Here is a 14,164-nt window from a genome sequence, read left to right as displayed (position 1 = left end):
ACAATTATATACGATAATTTATCTCTTTGCCCAACTAACTGTGAGAAATTAATCATTTTTTAAGATAAAAGGCGAATTGTTTACTATTTTGATCAAATGATAAACGATTCACCTTAATTTCTTTGTTAGCACTTCATCCAGAGAAATGAGTCTGGACTAATCATTTTAGTGATAATTTAGAACTACTACTTTTTTATTAGCGGTTATTGTTTCAATACTCGTATCCATTTTTTCAGTATGACTTGCCAAGTTGAATACATTGTCTTTATTTAAATATTGTGTATCGATAGTCGTATTCAGTGTATTGATTTGAGCACATGCTTTTTCAACATTTACTGTAGAACAAGTGTCTTCAACAATATTTCCTTTAATCATTATTGTGTTATTTGCATAACAAAATAGTGGGGAAGTGGAAATTACCGCCAAAACCATAAGTTTAAATATATTATTTTTCATTTTATATATACCTATTTATTAAATAGTTAATATAAGAGATACAATAATTTCCATTTAAAAACAATATAAAAATTCGTTTTAATAAAAAATAAATAAATCATATGTGACCTACATCTCAATAATTATTTTATTTATATAAATAGTTAATACTTTATAATTAATTTAACAAAAATGATAATAAAATCACACTTTTGCAATAATAATGAATCGCAGTCCATGTAAATTTAAATTACTGATAATAAATACTTTAATTGCATTATTCTTAATTTTTATAAAACAAAATGGCAGATAGCAATAATTTAACAATTAATATTATTTAACATAACAATATACGGTTGTCATAATTTAACTATATAATTATAATTTCAAGTCCTAGTTTTTTTGATAATCATACAAATTAAAATAAAAGACTTTAATTAATCAAAATAACATTGAATACATTTTAAACAATAACTAAAGCTATTTAGAATTATTAAATAAATTGTCATTGTATCGTGTTAAGCTGCAATGCACCCTAAAGTCATACAACTTGATTCTTAAATAAGCACATTAAGTGAAATTAAGACAAGGTTAGTGCAATCAGATTCATAAAAAGAAAGATTGTTCAATTGTCAATAAAATTTTTATTTAATTGTGTTATAATAAAAGTCTATATACTTTACAAGAACTTATAGATGAAACGCATACTAATTAGCTTGATTGGTCTATCATTATTTAACTTGGCTCAAGCGCAGGATTATCCAAGTTATGAGGATGAAAAGAAATATCTGCAAATGTTAGAAAAAGTTTATCCACGGTTATCAGTGATTGTACATGGAAAACTGATACTAAATAGTGTAGAAAACGATATAAAAAGCCTGTCAGAAAAAGACAAAAAACCTGTTTGTGATATGGCAAATGCAGCTATAACTGTTGATAAGATAGTTATGAATACACCAGTTCATGAATATTATTTTGAATCAACAAACTATCTGCAAAATTTCATTACAACTGATTCAGCAAAAATTCTTAAAGCAGAATTACAATTAACGGGATATAACTGTGTTTAAATTTAAGTTTCAATTTTAATTGAAAGCATTGCATGACTAGATTCCCATCTAGTCATGCAATATATTTGACATGGTTACTTTAGTCAAAGGCATTAAATAGTTCGTTGTTGTAAGTCAACTTGAAGCAACGGAAGTAAACGTAAAATGAGAAGGACTTTTAAAATCAAAGATCTAAGTGCAAATTATATAACAGTTCGCATAATGTATATTATGTTAAATAAGATATGTAGAAATCTACCTATATAAGACTCTGGCTACTCTACGTTGTTGCTGCGCCGTTTATTCTTCAATGTGGTCAATTATTAAGCTTGCACCTCTGTCTGCTGGGCCTTAGTGCTTTTAATTACTTTGGCAACCCTATTTCTAATTTTAGCCAGAATAATTCTCTAGGCAGCCTTCTACAAAATGTAATTACACTTTTATATTTGCCCTAGCGAACTGAGTTACTCACTACATCCTAAATTTAAGACTTGCATTTGTGGTCACTGGCTACCTAGAGATTATTTTGCTAAATTGCCTTTTTGGTTCCTAAAGTTATTAATTTGCTTAGGCTAAATTGTAATACACAAAAAATTTTCTATCTTGTTGAAATTTATATAAATATTTTTAAAAACCTATTTACATGCTCTTAAAAACTGATATAGTACGTGTGTGCAGCTATTCTTTAAATTTAGCCTGCTGGTAGATCTCAAATTATATAAACCATAGCTAAATCACAAAAAATAAGATCCAACTCAAAGCTGTCTTTTGACCTTTTCTTTTTAAATTTTTATTGAGGTGTCATATCTAATCTAAGCCAGATTCATAAAATAATTTTTATAATTTAAATAATGGATAATTAAATATGGATTGTTTTAAAACTATTTTATTGATTACAAGTGCCTGTTTAACCACAACTCTTTATGCCAAACAACAAGTCGTCTGTGTATTTGACCCAATTGGTAAGTCTGGAGAAGCTTTTGCTTTAGCAAAGGATTATGCTCTTGAAGCTAAAAATTGGGGAGCTGATCTATCTTTAAAAGCATATGTTGATGAACGTGTTGCGGCTGAAGACTTAAAAGTTGGGAAATGTGATGGCGCTATTATTAGCGGTTTACGTGGGCGCCAATTTAATAAATACACAGGATCTTTAGATGCTGTTGGCGCATTAACAAATATGAAAACGGCAATAAATGCCTATAAGCTGTTGTCATCACCCATGGCCGCAAAAAACATGGTGGTAGGCCCTTACGAAATTGCAGGTTTAGGGACTATTGGCCCTGCATATTTATTTGTAAATGATAGAAGTATCAATACTCTCGCTAAAGCTGCCGGTAAGAAAATTGGAGTATTTAAATATGATGAAGCCCAACCAAAGCTTGTGCAACAGGTTGGCGGTCAGGCTGTATCGGTAGACGTCACCAACGCTGGCGCAAAGTTTAATAACCATGAAATTGATATTGTACCCGCTCCTATTGTGGCATTTAAACCTTTTGAGCTATACAAAGGTTTAGGTGAAAAAGGCGCTATCGTTCGTTTTCCTTTGACTCAAATTTCAGCCAACTTCATTATTCGTAAAGACCAATTTCCAGCAGGTTTTGGGCAAAAGTCACGAACTTGGGTAGCCAGTCAACTCAATAGAACGTTTGGCATTATTGCCAAATATGAAAGTGATATTCCTTCAAAGTACTGGATGGATATTCCTAAAAATGAACAATTAAACTATATGAAAATGATGCGTGAAGCACGTATACAGCTAACCAAAGCAGGTATTTACGACCCTAAAATGATGAATTTTTTGAAAAAAGTGAGATGTAAAGAAAACCCAAGTAACTTTGAATGTGCGTTAAATGATGAATAGATACTGAGGCAGAAAAGGCGAATTTGGATACGTAAATTCTAAATAGCCTTGGCAGCTTTCCATTGAATAGAATCTAAAATTTTTTGCTTTCTAGTTCTTTCAATTTTTCGATAGCTTCGTCACTGCCTCTCTGAGCTGCTTTAGCATACCACTCTATCGCCTTGCTCATGTTCTTATCTGTTCCAATGCCATACTCGTAGCATCTAGCTAATTCATATTGGCCAAGTCCATACTCTAATAATGCAGCTTTTCGATAGTAATCAAATGCAAGCTTTTCATCTTTTTTAACACTGATTCCTTCTTCATAAAATGTTCCCAAATAATAAAAAGCCATGAAATCATTTTGTGCAGCAGCACTCTTATACCAAGTGAATGCTTTATCTACATTCTTATCTACGCCTTCGCCATTTTGATACATTAACCCCAAATTTATTTGTGCGGATGTATCACCTTGGAGTGCTGCCTGTTTAAACCATTTAAAGGCATTTGAATCGCTTCTTTCTGTACCTAAACCATCTTTATACATCAATGCCAAATTATATTGTGCTTGTAACTCTCCGTTATTTGCAGCTTTAAGGTTCCACTTAAAAGCTTCGGTATAGTCTTGATTTACACCAGTTCCGGTTTGATACATATATGCAATTCGAGCTTCTGCTAAAGGACTTCCTTGTTTTGCAGCCACTAAAAATAGTTCTAAAGCTTTATCGTAATCTCGTTCTTTACCATTAATACCTTCAAAATAATCTTTACCCTCATCTAGAAGTAATTCATTAGATGAACCAGCAAACGCCTCATTTTTTACAAGCATCAATAAAAAGACTAGTAATATAAATTTCTTTAAAATCATTTAACTTCCTTCTTTTTATCTAAATATTTTATAATTAATAAAATCAGATAATTAAATCTATAAGGAGAATGACATAAAAGCTTCTTCAAAAGAGCCCTCATAATATATAACTATAGGCTGCTCGACCTCTGGTATTAACGAATATATGTATAAAAATGTATTTGGTCGTCCTTACGATCAAGCAACTGTTTCGTTATATATTCAGAATTACCACTACTCTCCACTTAATAACCGCTTCTCAATATGAAAATTACATTAATACCAATACTTTTACTTTCCTGCTTATTCCTGACTTCTTGTAAGGCTTCAACAGATAAAGAAGACATTGATAAGTATGTGAAAGTAGATCTGAAAAATTATGCCACTGACAATTATAGATTAATCATTGAAGCAAATAAGAATGTGAACAATGAGGCTGCTTTGAAAAACTCTTTGTTCAACAATTCCTATGTTAAGTTAGAAACAGCACGGAGCCTTTTAAATGATGAGTATCCAGATTGGGTTCAAGGCTTAGATAAAAACGGTTATGACTATGGTGACCTCAATACAATATGTTGGATGACTGTATTCATGGAAAATTACGTGAACAAAGTTGAAGGTCCATACAAAAGCCAGCTTAAAAATGAAACAGTGAATGATGTTCACAGTCTTTATGATGAAAGAAAGAAAATTATTAAGTTACGCGACAGTAAAGATAAAACTGCCCGAAACTTTGTAGAAATATGTGAATAGATCATTATTAAAAAAGCCCTAAATGTTTAGGGCTTTTTTAAAGCTTTAACGTAAATAGAAGTATCTGACTTAAATAGTCTAAGCTGGCTATATATTTCGTTAGTAAGCTATGTTCTATATCTCACGGCTGTTCTGTAAGTTTTTGGAAGTTATTTCTAGTTTCCAACAAGCCTTTTATAATAAATCGCTGTACCGTCATAGTTCCCATTTGAGCTTAATGCAAAACTTGGAATTACACCCACGCGGACAAATCCAATTTTGCTATATAACAGCTCGGACACATCACCTTCACGTGTATCTAAGACAAGTAAGCGCAGGTTCTTTTCTCGTGCAAAATTTTCTAATTCATTCATTAGTAATGTTGCTATTCCTTGTTTTCTTTCAGATGTAAGCACCATGAGTTTTTCAACTTCGGCTCTATGAACTCCGTTCTTTTTACTCACTAAGGATAATTGAACACTACCTACAATTTTCCCTTCTTGAATGGCGATCCATAGACGGCTATTACCTTGTGCTAATTTATGATTGACCTCACGCCAATAATTTAAGACATCGTTCTTTTCTATGGCAGCTAAGAAACCTATTGAAGCTCCACTATTGATAGAATCTTCTAACAATAACGATAGACCTTCCTCATAATCACCAATTTCATTGATCTCTAAAATTTCGATGTCTTTCATATTTTTTCTCGAAGTTATTTGACTAAAATTTTCTAATTTAGAATCTTTACCTATTAAATTTAAAAATATTGAATTTCCAATATATTATCAACGTTAGTTGTTGGAAAATTAGAAAAAAAATATATAAATTATAATGATAAAAATATTTTAAAAATTGAGGAGTGTTTGTGTCTTTAGAACCAGGTGGCTTTACAGAAAAAATTGGAAATCGTTATGAATCCTCTTGGGTGGCATATCAACTCTTAAAATTATTAGATGAAAAAATTTCTTATGTACAAGTAGAGCCTATTGGTCCAGATGAAGATGCTGTAGATGTTATTATTGGCAATCTGGATGGATCTAAAGAACATCATCAATGCAAAATTGGAAATCTTTCTGATAATGCTTGGACACTTGCCACACTCCAATCCAAACAACTTTTAACAAAAGGTTTACAACACATCTTATCTGGCTCTAGATCTTACAAAGTTGTGTCTAGAATTGGATTTAGAATACTAGAAGATATTTGTGAAAGTGCTAGCCATAGTACAGGTTCAAGTTCTGATTTTTACAATTATCAAATTCAAAATATTAGTGAAGAACGACGTAAATTATTTAGTGAATTGTGTACAAAATTAGAATTAAATCTATCAAATCCTGACGATTTAGATAAAGCTCTTCACTTTCTAAAATGTTTTGAAATAAAGAAATTTAATGAAGATGATATAGATAATGAACTATGTATATTATTAGCTGAAAAACTGGTTTATCAACCTCCTAGTCATCTTGTTCATTTCCTTCAAAGTTACCCTGTTAAATACGGTAAGTTAAGAACACCTATTACATCTCATATTCTTAAAACAGATTTAGAAGTCCACCACTTTTCCTTTAAAACCTATCCGGGTCATCCTCATATATCCGATGTAATAGCAACGCTAAATGATGAATTTGATCGCTCAATCGAGCCTTATTTAATATCACAACAAAACATTCAACGTGCCGAGTTCAGTACTACATTAGATACTGTTAATAATAACCCAATCACAATAATTAAAGCTGATGCAGGGGTTGGCAAGAGTGCTTTCTTATTAGATTTGAAAAAACATTTTGTTCGATCTGGGACTATTGTTCTTCCTATTCGACTAGATAGACGAGTTCCTCAAAAAAATCTCGATGAATTTGGAAAAGATTTAGGATTTCCATATTCGCCCATTGCATGCTTAGAAAAATATGGACAGGGTCAAGAAATTATCATCTTGCTTGATCAATTAGATGCTCTTCGTTGGACTGCTCTTCACTCATCAAATGCCTTAGATATATGCATTAAAATGGTTAAAGAGATTCTTTTACTACGCCAATATAGCAATACCAATATAAAAATTATTATGGCAACAAGAAACTTTGAGCTTGAAGATGATGTGCGCCTAAGAAATTGGATCAGTGAACTCAATAGTGATGTCAAACAGCTGGAACTAAAACTATTTGAGCCAGATCAGATTAAGCCATATGTTAGCCAATTTGAAGACTATGATCAGTTGAGTAATGAGCAACAGAATATTTTAAAAATTCCTTTATGGCTAGGTATTTATATGGATCTAGCCAATGATTTAGGATGCGCTCCTAAATTTACAAGCAAATTGGATTTAATCAAAGGTTTCCTCGATAATCGCTTTGAACAGCTCAATGAGAGTTATGGAATTTCCACAGCGGATAGTGAAGATTTATTCAATGAAATTATAGATTTGATGAATCATTCCAACAAATTAAGTATTTCATCAACTCAATTATCAATTGGTTCATCAGAAATTAAGAAAGCTATGATTTCTGTCGGATTACTCACTGAGCAAAATAGAGAAATTAGTTTTAGACATCAAGCAATCCATGATTATGCAATAGGAAAAAAGTTATATTCGCAAGGTCTTAGTTCACCTGAAGATTTCTTACATGAATTAGGTTCAAAAAATCAACAAACCCTTTTAAAACGAGAGCATCTCAGATATGCACTCGCAATGTTATATGAAGCAGATGAAAGAGCTTTCTGTAATTGTATTGAGGCTCTTCTTTTCCATTCTGAGATTCGTTTCCACTTAAAGTCATTGGTCTTTAGTACATTACGGCATATAGAAAACTTCAAAACCCCTCTCAAAAAACTTATAAATAGGATTATTGAAGATAATCAACTACTCCCGCATTTTTTAAGATTAAGTTGTATCGGTTGCCCTACACTCGTTCAATATCTATCGGAAAGTCATTATCTAAGTGATTGGTTAGATGAGGATGGTGATACGCAATCTAAAGCTCTAGAACTTTTAAGCTCAGTTTCTGATAAAACCCCCAACTTGTTAATTAATGAATTATCTAAGTTCGTGAATCAATCATCCGAGTGGAATCAAAAGATATACAATTGTTTATGTTGGAAAATGAGTGATGATTCAGAGGAATTATTTAATCTTCGCATTGAGCTAATTCAAAATGGAGTCAGCAGTCGCCATATTTTTTGGGAGGATTTAACAAAAAAATATCCTTTTAGAGCTTTACATCTATTAAAGCTCATGTGCAATGAAGAATTACATGCAAGACTAAGCTCAAGAGAAGAATGGTCTGATTACGACACAGAGTGTATTGAGAAACTTGCTGAAAGCCATTCACAAGATGTGCTAAGGATTTTTTTTCCTTTTTTAGATCAGTATTTTTCTGAACCTCTAATTGAGGATTGTGATGATTTTAAATGGTCTGAAGAATATGCTGTAAGAACATCGTTTGAAACTTTTATATACAAAGCCTTGTTCACTCTCGTCATTAAAGCTTCTCAGAATATGGCTTTACAATCTACTGAACTTTTTCAATTATTAATTCCATTAAAAAATAATTCCAATCTAATATTTAATCGTATATATGCTAATGCTCTTTTAAATCTTGAGATAGATCATGCTGATTTTGTAATTGAATGGCTGTTAGACAACTCAATCGATAAGTTCAAATTAGGAAATGATAACGAAGAACCTGTTTGGAAATTGGCTGGGAAACTAATTGAAAAATTTTCGCCTCATTGTAATCAAAAAAACTTTGAGCAACTTGAAAATACAATTTATTATTTTCCCCCTGATTATGAGTTAGAAGAAATTAGATGGTGCTTAGAAGCTACACGTATAAACCGCTACATACCTTATTGGGGTAAAACTCAATACCATTTACTGCATAAATTAGATTTATCTCGTATTTCTAAAAAGTCTAAACAGCTAATTACTATACTTAACCGTAAATTTGAAAAATATACGGATGATGATTTTTGTCATAGAAGTAACAACCTAGTTAGTAATATTAAATCGCCAATTAAAGATATAGCAAAGTTATCCGATAAAGCTTGGAAAGAATTAATACTGACAGATCCAAAAAAATTTAAAGGCTTTAAATTTGATCAGGAAAGTAGTGAATGTAGTATTCAGCAGTTTTCAAGTAATTTTAGAAGTGCTGTAAATGCTGAACCTAAACGTTTTGCAGAATTTGCTTTAACCTTACCTAAAAATATACATCAAGATTATATTGATGCTTTGTATTCAGGTTTAAGCGACAATAATCCTGACCAAGTTCCAGAGCATTTAAAAGAGCAATGGATTTCCTGTCCTATCATCTTAGTTGAACAAGTTGTCGATCATTTTTCACCTTCACGTTATTCACGAGCACTTCAACAATTACTTTCCGGAAGAGTTAAATTATTATCTCCTAACTATCTAAAGCTATTAGAAGATATTGCTTTATCAGCGGATGACCCATTACCAAATAAATTAAATATTCACCAAGGAGGTCAATCTAATCAAATAGATGAAATTTCAAGCCATGATTTATATGGAAATACCCTTAACTGTACAAGAGGAAGCGCATATAAAGGATTGGCTAAAAAATTTTGGGATGATCAAGAATATGCTCTTTCTCACAAACATATTATTGAAAATGCTTTAAACGATGAACATGCAGCCGTAAGAATGGCAACTGCTGATTTATTATTATCTATGTATAATTATGATCGTAATTATGCTTTTCAAAAGTTTATAGAATTATGTCAAAAAGACATAAGAAACACTCTAAGCAATGGATATTACTATTATTTTAATAAAGCCTTTGATATTGAATTTAAAGAATCATTTATAGCTCTTGTACAAATGATGGTGAGTTCTCCATATCAAGATGTTAGAAAAGAAGGTCATAAACAAGTTATTGCTCGATGGTTATTCAATGGTTTATTTGAAGAAGAGCTGAAGCAAGGGCTCGAGTCCAAAGATCATGAAAGTCTTTTGGGTTATGCTTCAGTAATTAGCCAACTTCTCAGTGATGATACAAAAGGATATGATCACTCAAAAATGAAACAGATCTTTGAGATCTTAGTTAATACAGAAAACGAGGAAATTCTTAAAAATATAGGTCGTTTTTTTAATCAAAAGTTTTGGTCGAAAAGATATGCTCGTGATTTTTTTGAAATATATGTTGACTCAAAAGCCTTAAATCATAATATTTATAATGTCTTACATTCAATAGAAGAAAGCTCTATGAATATGGCCCAATTTAGTGATCTTATTATCCTGATGCTTCAAAATATTCTTAAGTTAAATACTCAAGAATTAGTAAGCCATATGGATGTAGATACTATCACGAGAGTCATTCAACAATTATATGATCAAGCAGAAAATGATAAAGATGATGAAGCACTAGATGATTGCTTAGATATGTGGGATGAACTATTAGCTAGTAATCATTCATTTATAACTAATATGACAGACAAGCTTGATTTCGGACTTCTAACATAAAACAGTTTAAAATATCTAAGAACCGTACCACAACAATTAAACTTTAATTAAGGGTACGGTGCTTTCCTTCACCCCATCCCTCTCAAAAACACCTCCAACACTCTCTCATCAACTTCATCCGAACTTAACCGCTGAATGATTGCACCATCAATCATATATAAAAATAGTTTGGCATCGGTAAAGGAAACATCGGAGTTAAGTGCTCTAAGCTGGCTATATATTTCATTGGTGAGCCATGTTCTATATCTCACGGCGGTTGTGTACGCGTTTGGATAGTTATTTTTAGTTTCAAAAATGGCTTTAAACAACAGGTAATACAGCCCGTCTATGTCTGCGTGTAAGTTATAGAGCTTTTTAAGCTTATCGGCTGCGCTTGTGTATTCGTCGTATTCGACCATAGAAACGACTTTTTCTTGGAGTCGTTCTTTTTGTACGAGCAGGCAAATTTCAATAAAGCGTTCTTTAGATTGAAAGTAAGTATAAAACGTCATTTTTGGAATACCAGACTCTTTTACAAGTCTGTCCACGCCGACGATGTGAAACCCATTGTAATGAAACAGCTCAATTGATTTATTTACGACTTTTAATGCACGTGTTGGGAGAGTTAAATTTTGCATATTTTTACCGTTATAAATTAAATTTTTGTTGTATATAAATGAGATATAAAAGCCTTCCACTTTTCTAAAGGTGAAAAAAAGGCGTAGCAAAGCCGTAAAGACTGTGCCTAGCACATCTCAAGTTTTAGTTGTTGATGAAGTTTTAAGTAATAACGAGCTAAAGCCTGAAAAGCCTTACGGCGATCAAGCTGCGTTAAATGTTTTAAGCTGTGTTGTTATAGCTTTTGGCAATGGGTGCCAAGAAATTATGGGTGCGCAAAGCCAACTCCTTATTATATGGAGTTCTGCCAAAGCATAAAATTTATGGTGGCAGAACGGAAGAGGGTTCGCAGACTGGTTAAGACATCCAGCACACCCGAGGGTGTCCCTCTCCCGTCCTACCGCTACGGGAGGAGACTGGGAGTTTTCGCACAAAACTATTCCTCAGAAGAAATAATCCTGATGCGGTCTTAATACGGTCTGCGACGACCGTCTGGCAATGTAGGCCAGCCCGCAAATGGTAATCTTCAATATTTGAGGTGTCAATGTGAAATTGGCTAGAAATTATTTAAATAGTTATTATTTTTCATTTAATTAGATAATTAAGGGAACTCTTAAGTAATATTTACAATCATCTTTTATATCATTAAGTTAAAGTTTAAAATTTCAAAAAGTTATAGGCTAGATAAGCTCAAAAACTGTTTTTATAACGTTCATGAGCTTACCCTAATGCATATTCATTAGGTACCTACTCGCTTGGCTTTATAATTTTACTCACAATATGCTCATGTGTAGGCACAAGACCTGCTTTTAAACCAAGTGGCTTAAATACTTTATCTAACACAGACTGAGTCAGTTTACCTTTATCTTGCTCAATGTCAGTTAAAGTCCGACGGCTTATACCCACCAAAGTTGCATATTGTTCTTGCGACAAACCCAACACATTTTTGCGTAAGTACGAGAGTAGTTGTCCTAGCGTAATCTCACTCAACAAATATTGTTTATATAAATCGATAAGAACTTGCTGACGGTCTTGGGTTTGATTTTTTATATTCATAGCAGTTCCCATCTTCTTAACTTAGCTTCTATGTAATCAAATGACAGCGCTGGCATTTCAATAATTTGTTTTGGTACACCTTTGTCAACTAATCGTTGTTTTAAGCCAAGCAGATTATTCGCCAAAGTCCTTAATGTTGCTAGCGATACGGCAGGATCACACCAAGTAGCAAGTTTTTGAGTAATTTGCGCCCAACGGTATTCACCACCTTCTTCGTATGGACTTCCCCAAGTCGTCGATCTGGTCACAACTTCCGGATCGGCTTTCATAGGTGCAAAGTCATAAATAGGCGAAAGATAAACTTTTCCAGATTTTTTTAGGAATGAGGTATTACGACCGTGGTTATCTGAGTTACCAAAAATGATATTGAGTAAATCTCGTTGTAACCACTCACAAACAAATTGTGAAGCATCAAAATCTGAACCAATGCTTGTGAGTAACGTACATAGCTCTTCAATGACTTCAAAATGATTAAGATGACTGCCTGAAGATTTATTGAGTATCGAATACACAGATTCTAGACCATGACGATGCCAACTTTGATCACGCCACTCTGTGTCAAACCTTGGTAGCCATAAAGATGGATATTTTGTACCTTCAATGAGCTGCATTTGGGTTGTTTCTATCGTATTGAAACCTAACTCATTGAGTATTTGATAGTAGTAATATTCAGCTCTGAGAATGTCACAATCAATCTCACTACGTTTATTTCGCGGAAATTTAACTAGATAATGTTGATCTGGCTGATCAAATTTTTCTTGGTAGGTATCAATCCAGACTTGTTCTTCTGGTGAAACACGAATAAGTAACTTTGGAGCTTCACCGCCTGCACCCGTTGCACCACCACTAATAGCTCCCATTTGTTGAGCATATTCCAGAAAATCAATATTACGCTCAGCCACATCATCCTTTGAAAAATAACGTAAATGTAAGGTTGATTCTGGGTTTAGAGCAGGCAATGCTTCCTTAATTCGTAAATTACCAACGGGTGCCATTCCCCCTTTTTCTAACAGAATACTTTCTTGCTCTGCATGGGTTAAACGTTGTAAATCTAGATAGTTCACCCAATAACGGCGTGCGGCTCCAGATGGAACAATGTCATCTAAAAAGCCAAACCATGTATTCGATTCATGTTTTATAAGAATTTGTACAGGAAGCGATAAACTACAGGCGTGCTCATCTCGTCTGTCTGAATATTGAATGGCATAATCCAATTCATATTCGAGTTCACTGGCACTAGCCGAACCTAGCTTAGGCTCTAACAGTTTTAACTCTGCTATATCTATCCAGTTTTTATTTAGTAAAGCTTGTATTGTTAATTTTTTCATTCATGTAAATGAGCAATTATTTTCTCAAAAATACTATAAAAATGATTTTTTGTGAATATATTTGCGCAATTTGATTTATTTTAGATAAATTTGAGCAAATTTTTGCGCATTCAAATTTTTAGATAGCAATAACTTACTTTATTTTTTTTCATACGTTGAATATCAAGTTGCAGAGGCTCTCCAAACAAACGAGAGTATTCACAACAAAGTAGCTATTCAGTATAAAATTATGACCTAAGCGACCCATCTCTCCCATTAGGCCGCGTCATATACTTAAAGTGATAAGAGCAAAAAATGACTCAAAATCAAGTTGAACTCGCAGAGACATTATCTAAAGAATCTCATCAAGGTCAAAAGTATGGGCCTTATGATTACTTTGAGTACCATATTAAAGGTGTGGTCAATTCATTAATCGAGCATCAATTTTCAGAAATCTACATTATTACCGCCCTTCTACACGATAGTGTTGAAGACACCCCTCTTACGCTAGACAAAATCGAAAGTTTATTTGGAAAAGAAATCCGCGATGCCGTCGATGCATTAACTAAACGAGAAGATGAAACACGCGAAGAATATTTATTCCGTTGTGGTTTAAATCCGATTGCTCGAGTGGTGAAACTTCATGATGCAGCCTTTAATGCGCATAACTCACATAAGGACAATAATCACTCACGTGTCGATTATTACCTTCAAACCATTCTAATTGTTTCAACGGCGCAAGATAAGTTGGACTAAAGGGTCAAATTCGCTAGATTTATTAAGTCTAAAATGTTTTATCTTGATTTTGTAACTTAATCA

12 protein-coding genes are annotated in these 14,164 nt (G+C 32.9%); 6 read left to right on the top strand and 6 right to left on the bottom strand.

Annotated elements, in window-relative coordinates; all coding sequences use genetic code 11:
* Nucleotides 1-165: 165 nt before the first annotated feature.
* The gene (locus ACLCEG_RS01295) at nt 166-456 is read right to left on the bottom strand and encodes a hypothetical protein (protein WP_004701626.1); all 291 of its coding nucleotides are present in this window, start codon (nt 454-456) and stop codon (nt 166-168) included.
* Nucleotides 457-1,130: 674 nt separating this feature from the next.
* On the opposite strand from ACLCEG_RS01295, the gene ACLCEG_RS01290 reads away from it, so the two are divergent.
* Nucleotides 1,131-1,505 (top strand): hypothetical protein, encoded by a 375-nt coding sequence (locus tag ACLCEG_RS01290; RefSeq protein ID WP_039255667.1) that lies wholly within the window; start codon nt 1,131-1,133, stop codon nt 1,503-1,505.
* A gap of 844 nt (nt 1,506-2,349) precedes the next feature.
* Nucleotides 2,350-3,345 carry a putative multidrug efflux protein AdeT1 gene (gene adeT1 / locus ACLCEG_RS01285; protein WP_410565194.1) on the top strand — a complete coding sequence of 332 codons (996 nt, stop codon included), beginning with the start codon at nt 2,350-2,352 and terminating at the stop codon, nt 3,343-3,345.
* Between the two features lie 73 nt (nt 3,346-3,418).
* Here adeT1 and ACLCEG_RS01280 read toward each other — a convergent pair whose 3' ends face one another.
* Complete coding sequence (locus ACLCEG_RS01280; RefSeq protein WP_410565192.1) at nt 3,419-4,192, bottom strand: tetratricopeptide repeat protein; 774 nt, start codon at nt 4,190-4,192, stop codon at nt 3,419-3,421.
* 243 nt (nt 4,193-4,435) lie between these two features.
* On the opposite strand from ACLCEG_RS01280, the gene ACLCEG_RS01275 reads away from it, so the two are divergent.
* Entirely contained in the window at nt 4,436-4,924 is a 489-nt protein-coding gene (locus ACLCEG_RS01275) for a hypothetical protein (protein ID WP_410565190.1), read from the top strand.
* 155 nt (nt 4,925-5,079) lie between these two features.
* Here ACLCEG_RS01275 and ACLCEG_RS01270 read toward each other — a convergent pair whose 3' ends face one another.
* Nucleotides 5,080-5,604 carry a GNAT family N-acetyltransferase gene (locus ACLCEG_RS01270; protein ID WP_410565188.1) on the bottom strand — a complete coding sequence of 175 codons (525 nt, stop codon included), beginning with the start codon at nt 5,602-5,604 and terminating at the stop codon, nt 5,080-5,082.
* Nucleotides 5,605-5,771: 167 nt separating this feature from the next.
* On the opposite strand from ACLCEG_RS01270, the gene ACLCEG_RS01265 reads away from it, so the two are divergent.
* Nucleotides 5,772-10,385: a hypothetical protein gene (locus ACLCEG_RS01265; protein WP_410565186.1), complete on the top strand. Its 4,614-nt coding sequence runs from the start codon at nt 5,772-5,774 to the stop codon at nt 10,383-10,385.
* A 68-nt stretch (nt 10,386-10,453) separates the two neighbouring features.
* Here ACLCEG_RS01265 and ACLCEG_RS01260 read toward each other — a convergent pair whose 3' ends face one another.
* Complete coding sequence (locus ACLCEG_RS01260; RefSeq protein WP_410565184.1) at nt 10,454-11,002, bottom strand: TetR/AcrR family transcriptional regulator; 549 nt, start codon at nt 11,000-11,002, stop codon at nt 10,454-10,456.
* Between the two features lie 103 nt (nt 11,003-11,105).
* Between ACLCEG_RS01260 and ACLCEG_RS01255 the strand changes: the two genes are divergently transcribed.
* Nucleotides 11,106-11,300, top strand: a complete 195-nt coding sequence (locus ACLCEG_RS01255) for a hypothetical protein (RefSeq protein ID WP_171493317.1) — start codon at nt 11,106-11,108, stop codon at nt 11,298-11,300.
* Between the two features lie 429 nt (nt 11,301-11,729).
* On the opposite strand, the gene ACLCEG_RS01250 is transcribed toward ACLCEG_RS01255, so the two are convergent.
* Nucleotides 11,730-12,038, bottom strand: a complete 309-nt coding sequence (locus ACLCEG_RS01250) for a helix-turn-helix domain-containing protein (RefSeq protein WP_004701524.1) — start codon at nt 12,036-12,038, stop codon at nt 11,730-11,732.
* Nucleotides 12,035-13,366, bottom strand: coding sequence for a type II toxin-antitoxin system HipA family toxin (locus ACLCEG_RS01245; protein ID WP_410565181.1), 1,332 nt, complete (start codon nt 13,364-13,366; stop codon nt 12,035-12,037). The genes ACLCEG_RS01250 and ACLCEG_RS01245 overlap by 4 nt, the downstream gene beginning before the upstream one ends.
* A gap of 294 nt (nt 13,367-13,660) precedes the next feature.
* On the opposite strand from ACLCEG_RS01245, the gene ACLCEG_RS01240 reads away from it, so the two are divergent.
* Nucleotides 13,661-14,101, top strand: a complete 441-nt coding sequence (locus ACLCEG_RS01240) for an HD domain-containing protein (RefSeq protein ID WP_410565179.1) — start codon at nt 13,661-13,663, stop codon at nt 14,099-14,101.
* The last annotated feature ends 63 nt before the right edge of the window (nt 14,102-14,164 follow it).

It is taken from the genome of Acinetobacter sp. H1(2024), assembly GCF_046557555.1.
Taxonomy (GTDB): Bacteria; Pseudomonadota; Gammaproteobacteria; order Pseudomonadales; family Moraxellaceae; genus Acinetobacter; species Acinetobacter seifertii.
The sequence above is the reverse complement of the archived record's forward strand: the minus strand, read 5'-3'. Positions and strand labels throughout refer to the sequence as shown.